Annotated in this window: 13 protein-coding genes; 5 read left to right on the forward strand and 8 right to left on the reverse strand. The window is 71.8% G+C overall.

Annotation, left to right across the window (positions count from 1 at the left end; genetic code table 11):
* Positions 1-192: 192 nt before the first annotated feature.
* The 5 genes from ABH931_RS20320 to ABH931_RS20340 all read right to left on the reverse strand — a co-directional run bounded on the left by ABH931_RS20320 (position 193) and on the right by ABH931_RS20340 (position 7,868).
* On the reverse strand, positions 193-2,685 hold the full coding sequence (locus tag ABH931_RS20320; protein WP_370115201.1) for an RICIN domain-containing protein: 2,493 nt from the start codon (positions 2,683-2,685) through the stop codon (positions 193-195).
* A 113-nt stretch (positions 2,686-2,798) separates the two neighbouring features.
* A complete protein-coding gene (locus ABH931_RS20325) occupies positions 2,799-4,685 on the reverse strand; it encodes a DUF5107 domain-containing protein (RefSeq protein WP_370115203.1) in 1,887 nt (628 codons plus the stop codon).
* Positions 4,682-5,476, reverse strand: coding sequence for a carbohydrate ABC transporter permease (locus ABH931_RS20330; protein ID WP_370115205.1), 795 nt, complete (start codon positions 5,474-5,476; stop codon positions 4,682-4,684). Before ABH931_RS20330 ends, ABH931_RS20325 begins: the two co-directional genes overlap by 4 nt.
* An 89-nt stretch (positions 5,477-5,565) precedes the next feature.
* On the reverse strand, positions 5,566-6,561 hold the full coding sequence (locus tag ABH931_RS20335; RefSeq protein ID WP_370115207.1) for a carbohydrate ABC transporter permease: 996 nt from the start codon (positions 6,559-6,561) through the stop codon (positions 5,566-5,568).
* 2 nt (positions 6,562-6,563) lie between these two features.
* Entirely contained in the window at positions 6,564-7,868 is a 1,305-nt protein-coding gene (locus tag ABH931_RS20340; RefSeq protein ID WP_370115209.1) for an ABC transporter substrate-binding protein, read from the reverse strand.
* Between the two features lie 298 nt (positions 7,869-8,166).
* Here ABH931_RS20340 and ABH931_RS20345 point away from each other — a divergent pair, with 298 nt between their 5' ends.
* From ABH931_RS20345 to ABH931_RS20355, 3 genes are all read left to right on the forward strand, one after another.
* On the forward strand, positions 8,167-9,174 hold the full coding sequence (locus tag ABH931_RS20345; protein ID WP_370115211.1) for a LacI family DNA-binding transcriptional regulator: 1,008 nt from the start codon (positions 8,167-8,169) through the stop codon (positions 9,172-9,174).
* Between the two features lie 39 nt (positions 9,175-9,213).
* Positions 9,214-11,748 (forward strand): glycoside hydrolase N-terminal domain-containing protein, encoded by a 2,535-nt coding sequence (locus ABH931_RS20350; RefSeq protein WP_370115213.1) that lies wholly within the window; start codon positions 9,214-9,216, stop codon positions 11,746-11,748.
* 328 nt (positions 11,749-12,076) lie between these two features.
* Positions 12,077-13,204, forward strand: a complete 1,128-nt coding sequence (locus ABH931_RS20355; RefSeq protein WP_370115215.1) for a flavin-dependent monooxygenase — start codon at positions 12,077-12,079, stop codon at positions 13,202-13,204.
* Positions 13,205-13,305: 101 nt separating this feature from the next.
* Here ABH931_RS20355 and ABH931_RS20360 read toward each other — a convergent pair whose 3' ends face one another.
* Positions 13,306-14,445, reverse strand: coding sequence for a PucR family transcriptional regulator (locus ABH931_RS20360; RefSeq protein ID WP_370115217.1), 1,140 nt, complete (start codon positions 14,443-14,445; stop codon positions 13,306-13,308).
* 87 nt (positions 14,446-14,532) lie between these two features.
* Here ABH931_RS20360 and ABH931_RS20365 point away from each other — a divergent pair, with 87 nt between their 5' ends.
* Complete coding sequence (locus tag ABH931_RS20365; RefSeq protein WP_370115218.1) at positions 14,533-15,588, forward strand: ferredoxin reductase; 1,056 nt, start codon at positions 14,533-14,535, stop codon at positions 15,586-15,588.
* 7 nt (positions 15,589-15,595) lie between these two features.
* Positions 15,596-16,714, forward strand: coding sequence for a fatty acid desaturase (locus tag ABH931_RS20370; protein WP_370115220.1), 1,119 nt, complete (start codon positions 15,596-15,598; stop codon positions 16,712-16,714).
* 180 nt (positions 16,715-16,894) lie between these two features.
* Here ABH931_RS20370 and ABH931_RS20375 read toward each other — a convergent pair whose 3' ends face one another.
* On the reverse strand, positions 16,895-17,491 hold the full coding sequence (locus tag ABH931_RS20375; protein ID WP_370115222.1) for an NADPH-dependent F420 reductase: 597 nt from the start codon (positions 17,489-17,491) through the stop codon (positions 16,895-16,897).
* 42 nt (positions 17,492-17,533) lie between these two features.
* Entirely contained in the window at positions 17,534-18,352 is an 819-nt protein-coding gene (locus ABH931_RS20380) for an inositol monophosphatase (RefSeq protein ID WP_370115224.1), read from the reverse strand.
* Between the last annotated feature and the right edge of the window lie 129 nt (positions 18,353-18,481).

Consider the following 18,481-nt stretch of genomic DNA (forward strand, 5'->3'; position numbering starts at 1 on the left):
GGGCCGGGGGGTAACCGGCCGCCCGGGTGGGTCGGTTTTGGACCCCGCCCGGGGGGGGGCCCCCCCCGGGGGGGGGGGGCCGGGGGGGGGGGGGGGGGGGGCGGGGGGGGGGGGCCCCCCCCACGGCGCACCCGGTCCGTGACGCCCCCACGGCGTCACCGCGGACCGGGTGGTCCTGGGGTCAGCGCCCGCTCAGGAGAGCGTCCACTGCTGGAGCGAGGAGCCGCTGTCGGACTGCTGGGTGACCAGAGCGCCGGGGGTGGTCGAGGCGGTGGTGAGCAGCAGGCCGGTGTGGACGTTGGTGACGGTGTACCGGCCGCTTGCGAGCTTGGTCAGCTGCCAGTGCTGGTTGGCCGAGCCGGTGCAGGTCCACTGGATGACGGCGGTGCCGGGGGCGGTGAAGCCGCCGTTGTCGTCCATGCACAGTCCGGACTGGGCACTGACGATCTGGTAGGAACCGTCGGACTGCTGGGTGAACTGCCACTGCTGGTTGGTGCTGCCGCTCGGGGTCCAGGTGATGAGCTGGGTACCCGTGCTCATGCTGCGGCCCGGGTCGTCCAGCGCCACGCCGCTCGCGACCAGCGTGTGGGTGCCGTTCAGGCTCGCCCCGGCGCCCACCGTCCAGGAGAACGAGGTCTGCCCGGAGGCCGCTCCCGCCGTGACGGTGACGACCGCGCTGCCGCTGCCCGTGCTGGTCGGGGCGCCGGTGATCAGACCGGTCGAGGAGCTGATCGTCAGGCCCGCCGGGAGTCCGGTGGCCGCGTAGGCGAGCGTCGCGCCGGTCGAGGACGAGGCGGAGACCTGGAGGTTGGCGCTGGTGCTCACGGTCCAGCTCTGGGTGCCGACCGCTCCCACGGTGACGGTGCCGGAGACGGAGCCGACCGCGGTCATGGTCAGCGTCTGCTGGGCGGCGGTGCGGCCACCGCCCACGCTGCTCCCGCTGGTGTCGGTCCAGGCGCGGGCCGGGCTGGTCTCGGCGGTGCCGCCGCCCGCGGCGGTCAGGCCGACGACCAGGCCGCTGTAGCGGTTGACCAGGCGGTAGCTGCCGTCCGCCACCCCGGTGACAGGGGAGGTGTCGGGCAGGACGAACCACTGCTGGCCCACCGTCGGCCCGTTGGCGCCCGGCGCAGTCACGGTCGGCCTGGTGCCCCAGGCACGGTTGGCCGTGCTGGTGGAGTCGACCCCGAGGAGCCGGCCGCTGCCGGCGTCGATCACCTGGTAGGAGCCGTCACCGTTGGCGACGAAGGTCCAGTCCTCCAGGGCCGAGCCGGTCGCGGCGGCCTCGGCGGTGGTCGCGCTGCTGCCGGAGACCTGCGCGAGGAGCCGCCCGTCACCGCTGGCGATCCGGTAGGTCCTGGTCGGGTCGAACGGCGACGCGGCCGGGGCCGAGGAGCCCACGGTCACGTCGGCGTACTCGCCGTCCGAGCTGTGGCAGGAGATCGAGCAGTAGGAGCGGAAGCTCCTGCCGACGAGGGTCGAGCTGGTGAGGTTGGCGCCGTCCAGGAACCAGCGGTACCAGGAGCCGGAGGTGTAGCCGCCGGTGTCGCCGGCCAGGTACCACTTCTGGGTGGCCAGGTTGTCGGTGACGTAGAACTGCTGCGGGGCGGTACCGGAGACGACCTCGGGTTCGCCGATGTAGAGGCCGAGATAGGCGTCGTAGGCGATGTTCATGATGAACAGCGGCGACTTGGACGGCAGCACTCCCGCCGTGACCTGCTGGTCCACGGTGCCGGTGTTCGCGGGGCTGTAGTCCTTGGAGGTCGGCGTGTAGCCGCTGGGCTGGGCGGTGGTGGCCGGGACCATGTTGCTCTCCAGGCCGCCCACGCCGGGCTGGGTCCAGGCGCCGTTGTACCACTTCTGCCAGGTCCCGGCCGCCATCTTGCCGGAGATTGGCGCGCGTGCGACGTGGGCCAGGCCGCCGTTGCTGCCGCCGACTCCGCCCTTGGGGACGATCCGGGAGCCGTAGTAGACGTAGAAGTAGCCGGAGGCCGCGTCGACGAACAGGCGCGGGTCGCCGTCACCGTAGTCGTAGGTCTGGTTGGGGAAGGCGGTGGTGTCACCCCGGGTGGTGCTGTAGGGCGAGGTGATGGCGTGGCCGGAGATGGTCCAGGTGTGGCCCTGGTCGTGGGAGACCGCCTCGTCGATGGCGTCGTAGTGCAGGCCGTCGCCGAAGGGCTGCGGGGTGAACTCGTTGTGGACCAGGCCGTGCCAGTCGCCGGTGTCCGGGTCGACCCAGACCCCGACCAGGTCGCAGTAGTTCTTCTGGGCGTAGCCCGACCCCGACGGGGCGGCGGTGGACGTCAGCCCGGTGGGGCTGTTGTTGCAGCGCCAGGTGGTGTTGGCGTTGCTGTCCTGGGAGTTCGCGGGGTTGACCGCGTTGTCGAGCGCCGTGTCGGCGCTCGCGGAGCCGAGGTCGGTTCCGGTGTAGAAGCTCCACGACCGGCCGTCCGTCGCGCCGTAGAGCGAGTGCGACTCCTGGAAGTGGAAGCTGCCGTCCTTGTCGAGGTAGACGCCGGCCGGGGTGTCGTCGGGGAAACCGAACGACCCGGTCGAACCGACGGTGACGGTGTAGGTGGCGGAGGAGGGATCCGCCGCGGCGTGGGCTGTTCCGAGAGTGCCGGCGCCGGCCAGGGCCATGGCCAGGGCCGTGACCGCGCCGAGCACTCTCCTGCGAGCAGCTGACACAGTGACTCCTTCTTCTTCGGTCGGGGCCGCCCCTGCGGCAGGCCCCGTCACCCCGCCCGTGGGTGGGGCGGCGCCTCCCCGTGCCGTGGGTGGCGGCGCGAGGAGGGCCTGTCTCAGGCTTCCGACATGCGGAAGTCGTAGGCCGCCGGGAGCGGCAGGCCCGGGTGGACGGCGCGCCACAGCGTGTCGAGCGACAGCTCGCCCTCGCGCATGTTGTCGACCCTGATGCCCTCGGCCAGCAGCCGCCGCACCCGGTCGTCGTCGCCGAGGGAGTGGGCGGCGGTGGCCTCGGCCAGGCGGATCCGCCCGTGGGCGCGGGCCGCGGCCGGCAGCGTCTCGACGAGCGCGAGCGCGCCGGCGGCCCGGTCCGCGCGCAGCAGCGCCTGGAGCGCCTCGATCGTCAGCTCCAGCAGCTCCGGCCGGAGCCGGTGGGCCTCGGCCATCAGGTCGGCGGCCTGGTCCGCCTCCGGGGTGAGGGCGGCGAGCGCCCGCAGCGCCCAGGGGGTGCGCTCCTGGTCGAGGGAGCCTTCGAAGGCCACGCGGGCGCCGTCCCGGTCACCGTCGGCCAGGCGGAGCAGGCCGAGGTGGTAGCGGGCGTGCCAGTCCGCAGCCCGCTCCTCCAGCCGCTGCCGCCAGTGGGCTCCGGTGACGGGAGCCGCGGGCGGGTCGCTGACCGGCAGCGCACCGGTGGTCAGCAGCTCACGCCAGGGCTGCTGTTCGGCGCCCGGGCAGCCGAAGGGCAGCCACGGCGAGGACGGGAGGGTGCCCGCCTCCACCTCCAGGGCCGCCCAGCCGGAGCCCTCGGCCAGCATCTCCTCGGCCTCGCCCAGCTCGCCCGCCCAGGCGAGTGCGCCGTCGAGCTCCTCGGGCGTGACCAGCCGGTGCAGGGCGTCGGCCGCGGCTCCGCGCGCCTGGGTCCAACTGCCGTGCACGGACTCGGGATCGGCCTGGAGCATCCCGTAGGCCTCGGTCCAGGACCAGGTGGCCCCGGCGGGCATGGGCAGGTGCTCCAGCTGGGTGCGGGCCAGGCCCGCCTGGATCTCCAGGTAGCCGCTCTCCGGACCGGAGAGCCACTCCTGCCAGTGCTTCCCGCCGGTGGCCGTGCCCCAGCAGAACAGCTTGCGGCCGCGCAGCCGGTCGGTGGAGGTCTGCACAAGTCCGGCGCCGGTCTTGTCCAGCGCGGCGATCCAGCGCCGTTCCCGGGAGGGCAGGTCGAGGAAGAAGTCGGCGGCGCGCTCCACCCGTCCCGGGTAGCTGCGGTCCGCGCCGTCCAGGTCGGGGAAGGGGATGCGGCGCAGCTCGCTGACGTAGTCGGAGTAGAAGGCGTGGTCGGCCGGGCCGAGGACGCGCGTGTCCGCCTGTTCGGGGACGGCGATGTTGGACCACCAGTAGACCGGCGTCTCCTGGGCGGCGGGGTTGTGCAGCCGCACGTGGACGTAGAGCACGGGCGAGCCGCTGGGCAGCCAGGCGTCGATCCGCAGCACCACGCGGCGCAGCCGCTCGAACGCGTACATGCGCAGCACGGGGGTGCCGTCGGCGGCGGTGACCCGGGCGGCGTGCAGGGGTTCGCAGGTGAGCGGCCAGTGGCCGGTGGTGCCGAGGTTCCACTCCACTCCCCCGGCCAGCCACGCGTCCCGCAGGGCGAGGTTGGCGGGCTGGAGGACGGGATTGCGGTGCAGCAGTTCGCGGCCGGTCGGCCGGTGCACCAGCGACCACAGACGGCCGCCGAGCGAGGGCAGGAACGTCGCGGTCAGCGTCTCGTTCTCCAGCACGACGGTGGGCAGTTCACGCTCGGTGCGGAGCCGGTCGTAGTCGCTCTGGCGGGTGTAGGGCAGCAGCGAGTGAGGGGCGCCGTAGGCGAGGTTGCGGCGCATCTCGTCGTCGACGCCGGCGCCGTCGACGGGCAGCGAGGGGATGCCGTGCAGAATCGGCAGCACTCCCGGTCCCGGGTCGGCGGCCCCCTCGATCCGCAGCAGGTCCTTGCGCAGTGAGGAGGTCATTTGCCGATCCCTACGGTCATGCCCTGGACGATCCGGCTCCCCATCCAGGAGAAGAGCGCGATCATCGGGGCGAGGATGATGCAGACTCCGGCGAACATCGTTCCGTAGTCCATGCCGTTGAACTGCTGCGATGCGACGAACTCGGAGAGGGCCACCGGCAGGGTGACCTTGTCCTGGCTGTTCGTCAGCACGATCGCGAAGAGGGTCTCGTTCCAGTTGGTGATGAACTGCAGCAGGAACGCGGTGACCAGGCCGCCTCGGGCGACGGGCAGCACCACCTGGACGAAGGTGCGCAGCGGCCCGGCGCCGTCCAGGACGGCCGCCTCCTCCAGCGCGGCGGGGACGGAGCTGAAGAACCCGGTGAGCAGGAAGACGGTGAACGGCATGGCCAGGCCGACGTAGACCAGGCCGAGGCCGAGGTCGTCGTCGACCAGGTTCACCTTGGCCAGCCCCACGAACAGCGGGACGACCAGCACCTGCCCGGGCACGCCCAGGCCCATCGCGAAGGTCATCGTCAGCGCCGAGGACGTGCGCGACCGGCGCCGGGCCAGTGCGTAGGCGCAGGGCGCCGCGAGGGCGATCGCGACGAGCGACGAACCGACGGCGACCATCACGCTGTTGAGCGCGGCCCGGGCGAAGCCGCCCTGGTCGAGTGCCACGCCGTAGTTGCCGAACTCGGGGCGCAGCGGCAGGCCGAAGTTGTGCCGGAGGATGTCGGGGCCGCCGCGCAGCGAGGTGACGAAGATCCACGCGACCAGCAGCAGATCGGCCACGACGACGAGCCAGACCACGGCCGTCCCGATCCGTACGGCCGCGCCGGCCTGGTGCTGTCTGCTTCGCGGTCTGGTTCGCAGTCGGGTGCGCACTGGTGGTGCCTTTCTCAGTACTCGATCGGATCGCGGCGCATCAGCCTGCGCAGCAGCACGGTGACGAGGGTGACCATGGCGAGGCTGATCAGCGCCGCGGCGGTGGCCGTGCCGAGCCTCGGCACCGTGCCCTGCGGGAAGGCCTCGGCGTAGACGAACAGGGCGGTGTTCCAACTGTTGACCGGCGGAAAGCGGTTGGTGCTGCCACCGAAGAGCAGGATCAGCTCGAAGATCTTGACCGAGCTGACCGTCCACAGCACCGCGCACACCGAGATCACGTCCCAGGCGCAGGGCAGCGTGACGTGCCGGAACCGCTGGAAGGCGTTGGCGCCGTCGAGCTCCGCGGCCTCGTAGAGGTAGCCGGGGATCTGGTCGACCGCGGCCATGATGATCGAGGTGTAGTAGCCGGTCGCGGTCCACACCAGGGTGCCCAGGATCATCGGCAGCAGGTTGTCCGTGGAGAGCCACTTGGGCGGCGTGGTCACCCCGAGGAACTCCAGCGCCTGGTTGACCGGCCCGGACGGGGAGAACAGGAAGCCCGCCGCGATGCCGAAGACCATGCCGTTGACCAGTGAGGGGAAGAACAGCACGGAACGGGCGAAGAGCCGCGCCCGCATCTCCCGCAGCACCAGCGTCAGCGCGAAGCTGATCAGGAAGGTGATCGAGCCGCCCACCAGCATCAGTTCGAGGGTGTTGAGCATCGCGGTGCGGAAGTACGGGTTCTCGAAGAGCAGCACGTAGTTCGACAGGCCGCGCCACTGCATGGGCGACATGCCGTCCCAGCGGAACAGGCTGGTGTACATCGCGAAGCCGACGGGGGCCAGGAACAGCACCGCGTAGACGGTCAGCGCGGGCGCGGTGAAGGGCCAGAACGTCCGGCGCCGCTGCCGTTCCAGCGGACCGACGCCGCCCTTGCCCGGGCGGGGTGCCCCGCCCCGGACGCGGCTCGTCCGGGGCGGGGTCCGCACAGCGGTGGTGGCCGTGGTGGCGCTCGTGGTCGGGGTCGCCACGGTCAGCCCTGCGTCTGCCAGTAGGTGACCTGCGCGGCCTTGCACTTGGCCACGAACTGCCCGGGCGTGAGCTTGCCGTGCCACATGTCCAGGTAGTTCTGGTCCAGCACCTTGGGCGACCAGTCGCCGGCCACGCCGTCGAAGTAGGGCCGGACCGTCGGCGCCGCGAGCAGCTTCTGGGCGTCGGCCAGCTGCGGCGGGGCCGCGATGTCGGCGCGCGGGGTGATGTTGCCCGCGACGGTGGAGATCCCGCCCATCTCCTTCTTCTGCATGAAGAACGCGATGAACTTCTCGGCGGCGGAGGCGTTCTGGGCCCGCTTGGGGATGGCGAAGCCGAAGAGGGTCACGTCCGGGGTCTGCGCGGTCGGCGGCAGCATCGCGGACATCTTCCAGGTGGCCGGGATCTCCTTGGCGACCTCGGAGGTCACGTAGTTCCCGTCCATGTAGAACGCGGCCTTGCCGCTCGCCCAGTTGGTCTCCTGCGCGGGGTACTTGGTCGCGTCGTAGCCGGGGATGAGGTAGCCGTCCGAGACCAGCTGGTCCACCTCCTGCGCCGCCTTGAGGACGGCCGGGTCGTCCCAGGAGGCACCGGACCTGTCCTGGGCGAGCTTGGCGAAGTTCACCCCGGCGCCGCTGAGCAGGTAGTCGAAGTAGAGCTCGTTGGTCCAGGGGTCCTCGCCCTCGGACGCGATGCAGGCCTTGCCCTTGGCCTTGAGCGTCGCGCAGACCTTGAGCAGTCCGGCCCAGTCGGCCGGCGCGCTCGGCATCGCGGCGGAGACCGCCGGGTCCGCCGCGTTGAAGAACATGGCGTTGGTGGCGACCTCGTAGGGGATCGTGTAGTGGTTCGCCCCCGAGGGGTCCCTGGTCAGCGAGTCGAAGTACTTCGACGGGATGACCTGCGACACCGGCACGTTCTCGCCCGGTACCTGCATCGACAGCACCGGGGAGAGGTCGAGCGCCTGGCCGGCGGCGGCGGTGATGCCGTAGACGTTGTCGTTCGACTCGTCCCACAGGTCCGGCGCCTTGTTCGCGGCGATCGCGGGGCCCATCTTCTTGGCGATGTCGCGGCCGACGAAGTCGATGTTCACCTTGATCCCGGTCTGCGCGGTGAAGTCGGCGGCCGCCTGCTTCAGCACCTGCGCCTGCGGCTCGTCCGCGCGCCACATCGACCAGTAGCTGAAGCTCCCACCGGCCGAGGTGCCCCCGGCCGACGAGCCCCCGCTGCTGCCGCACGCGCTCGCTCCGAACGCCAGAGCCACCGCCGTCGCCACACCGACCAGGCGCGTTGCCGTCCTTCTGCTGTCCATGACGTGGTTCCTCCTCCGGGGCGCACCGCGCCCACACCACAGGTGACCGGTCAGTCCGCACACCGCGGTCTCCGGATGGGTCGGAACAGTAGGGTCTTTTGGAGCGGTAAAACAAGAGGGAGCTCGATCCGACTTCTTCGGGCGGACCCGACAGATCGGCCCTGTAGGCCGCGTAAGCTGGGGCTTGCCTCGGACCAACAGGCGGCCATTGCTTGACAGCCCAGGGGCCCGAGCCTACGTTTCTGGGCGTCGGCGTTTGATCGGTCAAAGAACTCGGGCAGGAGCGACGGGGAGTGTCATGGTGACGATGCAGGACGTGGCCGAGCGGGCCGGCGTCACGAAGCAGACCGTCTCCAACGTGATCAGCGGTCGCGTCCAGGTGCGGCCCGCGACGGCCGCCCGTGTGCGGGCGGCGATCGACGAGCTCGGGTACACCCCGAACCTGGTCGCCCGGTCGCTGGCCACCGGCACCACGATGACGGTGGGGCTGTTCGTGCCGACGGTCTCCGGAGCCTTCTACGCGGAGATCGTGGAGGAGGTCGAGGACGTCCTCCAGGAGCACGGCTACCACCTGCTGCTGTGCACCACCCGCCTGGACGGCGAGCGCGCCCGGCACCAGTTCGCCGGGCTGACCAGCCGCAACGTCGACGGCCTGCTGGTGGCCGGGGACCGGGACCTGATCGACCACCTGCCGCTGCTGGAGGCCCGCTTCCCGGTCGTGCTCTGCGCCTGGGAGACGGGCGTGCCGGAGAGCTACCCCGTGGTCACCATCGACTACGAACGGGCGGGCTATCTGGCCGGTCGCCATCTGCGCGACCTCGGCCACGAGCGCGTCGCGGTCCTGGCCAGCCCGGTGCACCGGATCCGCGTCGACGGCCTGCGCCGCGCGTTCGCCGAGGACGGGATCGAGGTCCCGGACAGCGCCGTGTTCATGGCCGACGAGCCCACCCCGCGCGGCGGATTCGCCGCCGCCACCGCGGCGCTGACCGCCGAGCCGCGCCCGACGGCCCTGTTCACCACCTACGACGCCCTCGCACTGGGCGCCCTGGAGGCCGCCCGTGCGCTCGGCCGGTCCGTGCCCGAGGACCTGTCGATCGTCGGGCACGACGACAACCCCGAGGTCCGGCTCACCCGGCCCGCCCTCACCAGCGTGTCCATCCCCAAGCGCGAAATGGGCCGCCAGGCCGTGGAGTTGCTCCTGCGCGAGGTCACCAAGTCGGGCACACCGGTCAACTCGTTGCAGCTGCTCCGCCCCCGGCTGATCGTCCGTGAGAGCACCGGACCGGTCCCGCCGCACGCGGGCTGAGTCCCCCTGCCCCACCAACTCCCCGAGAGGACAACGTCGTTGTCGTCGGCCCCCACCCCGCCTCCCGACCACCGAAGGGCCGGCACCGACGCGGCGCGGCCCCGGCTGTGGTACCGCCGACCGGCGACCGGCTTCCTCGAAGCCCTGCCCCTGGGCAACGGCCGCCTCGGCGCGATGCTCCACGGAGGGGGCCTCGGCGCCGCGGCCCCGGCCGGGGAGACGATCGACCTCAACGCGGACACCCTGTGGTCCGGCGGCCCCGGCCCGAACGACCGCGAGGGCGCCGCCCACCACCTGGCGGAGCTGCGGGCGGCCGTGCTGGAGGACCGCGACTACGCCCGCGCCGAGAAGCTCGCCGAGCAGATGCAGGGTCCCTTCACCGAGGCCTACCAGCCGGTCGCCACGCTGCACCTGGCCTTCGGGGACGGCACGGTCGCCGACGCCGCCTCCGGCTACACCCGCGAGCTGGACCTGGACACGGCCGTGCACCTCGTGCGCCACCGCCTCGGCGCGGTGGAGACCGTCCGGGAGTCCTTCGTCTCCGCTCCGGCAGGTGTGCTGGTCACCCGGGTCACCGCGTCGAAGCCGGGCGGCCTCGACCTGACGGCCCGGTTCAGCACCCCGCACCCGAACGCGCACCACGACGTCACCCGCGTTCCCGCCGTTCCCACCGTCCCGCTGCTCACCGTCTCCGGCCGCGCGCCCGCGCACGTCGCCTTCGGCGAGGAGGACCCGGCCACCTACCGCGACGACGCGGGCACGGGCTTCGCGGCAGGGCTGCGGATCCTCACCACGGGCGGCGCGGTCCAGGCCGCCGCCGACGGCTCGTTCACCGTGCGCGGCGCGGACGAGGCGCTGCTGCTGACGGCCGTCGCCACCGGGTTCCGCGGCTACGACCAGCCCCCGGCCGGGCCGGACGAGGGCCCGCTGGAGGAGATCGGACGCCTGCTCGACGCCGCCGCGGCCCGGCCCTTCGCGGACCTGCGCGCCGAGCACGTCGCGGACCACCGGGCGCTGTTCCGCGCCTCGGTACTGTCGTTGCACCACGACTACGACGGCAGGAGCGACCAGGCCACTCCAGCCGCCCAAGCCGGCCAAGACGGCCAGGACACCCAGGCCGCGCTGCCGACGGACGAGCGGCTGGAGGCCGTCCGCGCCGGAGCGGAGGATCCGGGGCTGGCCGCGCTGCAGTTCGCCTACGGCCGCTACCTGCTGATCGCCTCGTCCCGCCCCGGCACGCAGGCCGCCAACCTGCAGGGCATCTGGAACACCGAGGTGGCCCCGCCCTGGAACGCCAACTGGACCACCAACATCAACCTCCAGATGAACTACTGGCATGCCGAGACCACAGGTCTCGCCCCGTGCCACGAGCCGCTGTTCGACCTGATAGCGGACGCCGCCGAGATGGGCCGGCGCACCGCCGACCGCTACTACGGCACCGGCGGCTGGACGACCCATCACAACCTCGACGTGTGGCGGGTGACCAATCCGGTCGCGGGCTCCCCGAGTTGGGCCAGCTGGCCGATGGCGGGCGTCTGGCTCTGCGCCCACCTCTGGGAGCGGTTCCTGTTCGGCGGGGACGCCTCGTACCTCGCCGAACGCGCCTACCCGCTGATGCGCGGCGCCGCCACGTTCCTGCTCGACTTCCTCACCCCGGACGGCGACGGCCACCTCGTCACCTGCCCCTCGACCTCACCGGAGCACCACTTCCGCCTCCCGGACGGGAGCCTCGCCGCCGTCTCCGCGCAGACGACGCTGGACTACTGGCTCGCCACCGAGCTGCTGGCCAACACCGCGACCGCCGCCCGCACCCTGGGCGTCGACGCGGACTTCGCCGCCGCTTGCGACCAGGCGCGGACGCGCCTGCGACCCCCCGTGACCAGCCGGGAGGACGGGCGCCTGCTGGAGTGGTGGGAGGACCTCCCCGAGGAGGACCCCGGCCACCGGCACCTGTCCCTCCTCTACGGCCTCTTCCCCGGCGGCGCCGTCGACCCCGTCACGGCGCCCGACCTCGTCACCCCGGCCCGCCGCTCGCTGCGGCGCCGCCTCGACCACGACGCCGCCCAGACCGGCTGGACCACCGCCTGGGTCACCGCCCTCGCCGCCCGCCTGGGCGACGCGGAGCTCGCACACCGGCACGTCAGGCGGTTGCAGACGCACTTCAGCGCGCCCAACCTCCTCGGGCTCCACCCGCCGCGGATCTTCCAGATCGACGCCAACTTCGGCGCGACCGCAGCGATCGCCGAGATGCTGCTCCAGAGCCACAACGGCGTGCTGCGCCTGCTCCCGGCTCTGCCGTCCGCCTGGCCCTCGGGCCACGTCACCGGCCTGCGGGCGCGGGGCGGCGTCACCGTCGACCTGAGCTGGCGCGACGGCCGGCTGGAGCGGGCCCGGCTGCACTGCGCACGCCCGGTCGAGCTGCGCGTGCTGCTGCCGGGCGACGCGAAGGGCATCACCGTCGTGAGCGACAGCGGAGAGCCACTCGGCCTGAGCCTGGACGGGTGTGCCGAGCGAGGCACACTCACCTTCCGAGCGGAAGCGCGGGCAACCTACCGCCTCCACGCGCAAACGTGACCACCGCCCACCGGGCACGCCGAGCCGCTGTCGCAGTCCTGGGCGCCGGTGCAGGCGCCTGGGTCGATGGCGGGCATGAGGGCAACTCGCGCCACAACAGCCCCCGCGCGTGTCCTGCGAGGTCGATGAGGGCGCAAAGGGACCGCAAGAAAGGGCACGTGATCATCGCCTGAGGCCCGGCGCCCAGTGGGCGCCGGGCGGGGCTCACCGTCACGCCGGCCTCGACCAAGCCGCCCCGGAGTCTGCTCCCCTTTCGCGGAGTGGCGATCTCGTCGCGGCCGCTCACCTTCTATGGTCGAAGAACTGCCGACGACCGGGGAGCTCACCGATGACCCAAGCCAGGACCACCGTCGACGACGTCCTCGAGGAACTGCGGCGGCGCCGAGCCGAGTTCCACGAGCAGCGGTTCGTGTCGGCCGACTTCGTCGCCCGGCTGAAGGAGATCGGCGTCTACCGGGCAGCGACGCCGCTGCGCTTCGGTGGCGACCCGATGCGGCCTGCCGACTTCCTGCGCCTGGTCGAGCGGATCTCCACGGTCGACGGGTCGGCCGGCTGGGTTGCCGCCTTCGGCTGCCAGACCACCTACCTCGGGTCACTGCCGCTGGAGTCGCTCGAGGAGATCTACGCTGACGGCCCGGACGTCGTCTTCGCCGGCGCGCTCTATCCCGTACAGGAGGCCCGCCGGACGACCGACGGCTTCTCCGTCAGCGGACGGTGGAAGTTCGGCAGCGGCTGTAAGGCCGCCGAGGTGCTCTGTGTCGGCATCCCCGGCGACGACTCGACAAACGGCAAACCGCGGGGGGTGGTGGTGCGTCCCGCGGACGTCACGATCGTGGAGGACTGGGACGTCATCGGCATGAGGGCGACAGGCTCCTTCGATCTGGTCCTCGACGAGGTGCCGGTGCTGGAGCGGCGCACCTTCATCAGGGGCGGCACGCCGACCATCGACGAGCCGGTCTACCGCTACCCCGCGATCGCCTACGCGGCCCAGGCCCTGTCCGTCGTCTCCGCCGGTGTCGCACGGGCCGCGCTCGACTTCGCCGAGGAGACCGGTGCCGGGCGGGTTGGGATCACCGCTGCACCCCGGCTCGCCGACCGGGCGTACTACCGCGCGGGCGTCGCCGAGGCTGAGGCGATGCTGCGATCCGCGCGCGCCTACTTCTTCGAGGCCGCGGAGGAGGCGTGGGACAGCGTGACCGACGGGGCGGCCGTGCGGGACGACCTCAACGCCCACCTGCGACTCTCCGCGGCCCATCTCGCCCGCACTTCCGCCGAGGTGGTCGCGAAGGTGGTCGGCCTGTCCGGCACCGCGCCGATCTTCACCGGCCACCCCCTGCAGGAACTGCTCGGCGATGCCCTCGTGCCACAGTCGCACGCGTTCCTCAGTCCGATGATGTACGACGCTGCGGGCGCGGTGCTGATGGGCCTGCCCGCCACGGTGCCGGCTTTCCGCTGACGGCGCGGCCAGCACTCTGGGGTCCGATCGGGCCCGGACCTTGTTCGTCGGTCCCGGGCCCCCGCGCGCTCCGACCCGACCCACACTCCCGCGACGAGAAGTCAGTCCGGCCGAAGACCGACGGCCAGCGTCAGCTCGAGGACCCGTTGCGGCGACCCGAGATCGGGAAACAACTCCCGCAGCTGTGCCATCCGGTACCGGACGGTCTGGGGATGGACGAACAGTGCCGCCGCCACCTCGTCCCGCCTGCCCTGGTGCAGCAGCCACGCCCGCAGCGTCTCCTCAAGGCGCCGCGCGGTCGCGGCAGGCAAGGTCCGCAACGGTGCGAGGGCCCGGGCACGCAGGTCTGCGAACGCCTCCGCGTCGGCGCTCAGCACCAGCTCGGGCAGGTGGTCCTCCGTGTCGCGGATGTCGGAGGAGAGGGTGCGCGCGCGTACGGCTCGTGCGTACGAGGCGGACGCACGAGTCCATGGCCGGGCCGGGCCGACCACGGCGGTGCGGTCGGCCAGCTGCCGCAGGAGGTGCGATCGGTCGGCATCGGGGACGAGCAGCACACCGGCGGCGTCCGGAAGATCGTCCAGGACGAGAGTGCCCGGGTCGAGCACGCGGTAGGCAGGCCGGGCCTGGGCGGCGGGCAGCAGGACCGCGGTCAGCGAAACCGGGGGCTGCCACCCGGCCCGTTGAACAGTGGCCAGCAGCACGTCCGGGCTCGCGCCGGCGAGGAGGTCGCGGGCCAGCTGTTCCAGGTGGCGCTCGTGGGCCCTGCCCCGGGCGACCAGTTCGTCGGCGTGGCCCGCGGCGCTCGCAGCGGAGAGCTCGTCGATGTAGGCGAAGGTCAGCTCGGCGAACTTGGCGACCTCGGCGGCGGGCAGACCTGCGGGCACGGCACCCGCTGCCAGGCAGCGCCAGGCCACGCGGGCGCCGACGCGGTAGGCGCTGAGCAGAGCGTCCATCGATCGGCCGTCGCGCACCTCGCCACGGCCCAGCTCGTAGGCCGCCTCACCGGCGTCGCCGCTGGTGACGTTCCCGCTCGCGAGGTCCAGATAGTGCCCCAGTGCGGTCCGGACGGCTCGGCGGATGGTGCCGCCCATGCGGCCCGAAAGGGCGTTGGCGTAGGAAGGGACCTCGTCGATGATCGCCTGGACGACCTCGTCGGCGGTGGTCTTCAGCCCGGCCCGCAGTGCGGTGACCGTCGTCTCGTCCAAGGCCAGTTCGCTGGCCCTCCGAATGGCATGGCTCACGTTTTTGTTCCCTGCGAACAATTCAGTCGCCCAGATTTACATCCTGCGGTCAGGACTCTACGCCCTGGGGCGCAGCAAGCTGGAGTCATGACGAGTGCAGCCCTTCGCAGCGGGGCGCGGAAACTGCTGGAGATGGTCACGACGCCACTGCTGCCGTCGGACTACCTCGACCTGGTCAGCCCGCTGCGTGCGGGCGCTGACCTTCGTGGACGCATCGAGGCCGTGTACCCCGAGACGGGTGACGCAGCGACCGTCGTGATCAGGCCCGGACGGGGCTGGCGCGGCCACACGCCCGGTCAGTACCTGCGGATCGGGGTCGACGTCGATGGCAGGCGCCTGTGGCGGGCCTACTCCATCACGTCGCCGACAGACCGCCGGGACGGCCGCGTCACGGTCACCGTGAAGGCGATCCCGGGTGGGAAGGTCAGCAACCACCTGGTCCGCAGGGCGACGCCGGGCACGCTGGTCCAGCTCGAGCAGCCGGCCGGTGGCTTCGTGCTTCCGCAGGCCAACCCCGCCAAGGTGCTCTACCTGACGGCCGGCAGCGGCATCACTCCCGTGATGGGCATGCTGCGCGACAACGAGTTCGACGACGCCGTCATGGTCCACTGCGCGCCACGGCCGCAGGACGTGATCTTCCGCAAGGAACTGCACGATCTGGTCGCGAACAAGAAGCTGCGTCTCACCGAAGTGCACACCGACGCCGACGGCAGGCTCGACATCGCCCGTCTCGGCGAACTCGTGCCCGACTGGGCCGAGCGCGAGACCTGGGCCTGCGGGCCCGCGGGCCTGCTCGACGCCGCCGAAGCGCACTGGACCGGGCACGGCGTCCGAGAGCGCCTCCACACCGAACGCTTCCGCCCCAGCGTCGTCGTCGCCGGCGAAGGCGGCGAGGTCACCTTCAGCGCCACCGGCAGGACCGTCGACGCGGACGGCGCCACGCCGTTGCTGGACATCGGCGAGGGGGCCGGCGTGCTCATGCCCTCCGGGTGCCGCATGGGCATCTGCTTCGGCTGCGTCACGCCGCTCAAGGCGGGCGCCGTCCGCGACCTGCGCACCGGCGAGATCACCGAGGCCGAGCCGGGCGTCCTCATCCAGACCTGCGTGTCCGCCGCGGCGGGCCCCTGCGACATCGAACGGTAGAAGCGCCTTGACCGCCATCGACCCCACCGCCCACCTGACCGCGGAGCAGATCGAGGAGCTCGGCCGCGAGCTCGACGCGATCCGCGACGACGTGCTCGCCGACCGCGGCGAGAAGGACGCCGCCTACATCCGCAAGGTCATCTCGGCGCAGCGCAAGCTCGAACTGGCCAGCAGGGGCGTGCTGCTGTTCTCGATCTTCCCGCCCGCTTGGCTGCTCGGCACCGCCGGCCTGTCCGTGGCGAAGATCATGGACAACATGGAGATCGGCCACAACGTCCTGCACGGGCAGTGGGACTGGATGCGGGACCCGAAGATCCACTCCACCACCTGGGAGTGGGATCACGTCTCGCCGTCCGATCAGTGGAAGCACTCGCACAACGAGCTGCACCACACGTACACCAACGTCATCGGCAAGGACAACGACCTCGGTTACGGCATCATGCGCGTCGACGAGGACCAGAAGTGGCACCCGTTCCACCTCGGCCAGCCGCTGTGGAACTTCCTCAACGCCTGCTTCTTCGAGTACGGCATCGCAGCGTACGACCTGGAGCTCGGTAAGAACCTGCACAAGCGCCGCCGCAAGGACCCGGAGTTCCGCACGCGGGTCAGGGCCGTGGGCCGCAAGATCCGCAAGCAGGTGCTCAAGGACTACGTGATCCACCCGCTGCTGTCGGGCCCGTCGTTCCTCACCACGCTCGGCGCGACGTTCACCGCGAACCTGGTCCGCAACATCTGGACCCACTCGGTGATCATGTGCGGGCACTTCCCCGAGGGCGTACAGGTCTTCGAGCGCCGGTCGATCAAGGGCGAGACGCGCGGCCAGTGGTACCTGCGCCAGATGATGGGCTCGGCGAACATCAGCGGCAGCAAGGCCATGCACTTCATGACCGGCAACCTGTCGCACCAGATCGAGCACCACCTGTTCCCGGACCTGCCGAGCAACCGGTACGCCGAGGTCGCGGTGAAGGTGCGCGCGCTCTTCGAGAAGTACGAGCTGGAGTACGTCACCGGGCCACTGCCCAAGCAGGTGTTCTCCGCGTGGCACAAGGTCTTTCGGCTCTCAATGCCGAACAGGAAGCCCAAGGTCAAGACGCCGGACCGCGAGCACGAGCTGGTCGCGGCCTGATCCCCGGGAGGGGTTCGAATCCCTCGGCCGTACCGGCCCTGGGCACCGCCACCGGTGACGGCGTGCCAGGCCTGGAGTGCCGTTGAGCAGGTAGGCCAGCAGCCCCCACAGGGCATGGCCCTGGCTCCGTGTCGCGGCGGCGACCCGAGCCGGCACCGGGGGTGGTGCGGTGGGTGCGGGTCAGCGGGCGATCGAGATCGCGAAGGGTGTGAATCCGCTGGACCGGATGACGTGCGGGACGAAGAGGATCGCGGCTTCTGTGGCGCGGGCGGTCTGGATCCCGCCGAGGTCGGCGATCCACTCCGTGCGCCAGCCGAGGTCGGTGAGCAGTTCGCGGACGGTCTGCTTGGCCTGCGGGTCCTCGCCGGACAGGAACGCGGTCGGTGGCTGGGCGAGGATGTCCGGTGCGGTCATCACCGGGAAGAGCATGGTGTTCAGTGTCTTGACGACGCGTGTTTCCGGCAGCGCCTCCTGGAGTTGCTCGGCGAGGCTGGAGCCGGGGTAGAGCAGGTCGGCGGGCAGTCCGTCCGGTCCGTCGGTGGTCGCGTTCGAGACGTCGACGAGGATCTTGCCCTGCAGTTCGGCGCGCAGGGCGGCGAGCCGGTCCAGCGAGCCGGCGCCCGGCGTGGCGTTGATGACGACCTCGGCTGTCCGGGCCGCGTCGCCGGCGGCGCCCGGCGTGCGGTCCGCCACGGTCACCTGATGCCCGGCCCGGGTGAGGGCTGTGGCCAGGTTGCCGCCGACGCGGCCGTTTCCGAGAACTGCGATCGTGGTCATGACGGTGTGATCCTTTTCGTGGGTGCGGGTTGTGCTGTCCGGTCAGCGGGAGAGCGTGGCGACGGCCTGGGCGTGGATGCCGGGCGCGGCGGCCAGGAGGCTGTCGCTCTGCGGGGTCCAGGGGCGGCCCTGGGCGTCGGAGATCTGTCCGCCGGCCTCGGTGACGAGCAGCGCCCCGGGCAGCAGGTCCGCGCGGGCGCCGGCGAACTGCCAGAAGGCGTCGATCCGGCCGGCGGCCACGTTCACCAGGTGCAGCGTCGCGGGCACGGCGGTGCGCACGACGAGCGCGTCGACGAGCATCGCGGTGATCGAGGACCCGACGCGCCGCACGACCTTCTCGTCCTCGTCCGGCCGGGCCTGGCTGGTGGCCACGATGCCCAGGCCGAGGTCCGCGGTCGGGGAGACGTGCAGCGGCCGGCCGTCGAGGTGGGCGCCCGCGCCGGTGAGCGCGGTGTAGGTCTCGCCGGTCAGCGGCAGGTGGACCACGGTGAGGACCGGCTGGTTGTCGCGCACGAGGGTGGCGGTGACCGCCCACTCCGGCAGCGCGTGCAGGTGGTTGACGTTGCCTTCGGCCGGATCAACGACCCACCATTCGCCGGGCGGCAGCGCCCCGCCGTCCAGCTCGTCCTCCACCCACCCGGCCTGCGGGCGCAGGAGGGTGAGGGCCGGGCGCAGGATGGCCAGGGCGGTGTCGTCGTTGGCGGCGAGCGCGCGCATCAGGTCGTCGCGGGTCCGGTAGCGGACCACGTCGCCGAAGCGCTCGCGCAGCGCTGACCCGGCCGCGCGCACGGCGATCGCGGTCCGAGCGAGCAGGTCGGTGTCCAAGGTGGCGACGTCAGTGGTCGGAAGCGTTGCGGACATGGTGAACTCCCCTGTGAATAAGAGGTGATGAGGCTGGTCGGGCGAACTGTTCGTTCTGTTCGGCGCTCTGGTCTCGACGGTATACAGCCCATTGATTGACTTCAAATGCATGTGAAGCACGGCTAGGAT

Source organism: Streptacidiphilus sp. MAP12-33, from assembly GCF_041261265.1.
Lineage (GTDB): Bacteria > Actinomycetota > Actinomycetes > Streptomycetales > Streptomycetaceae > Streptacidiphilus.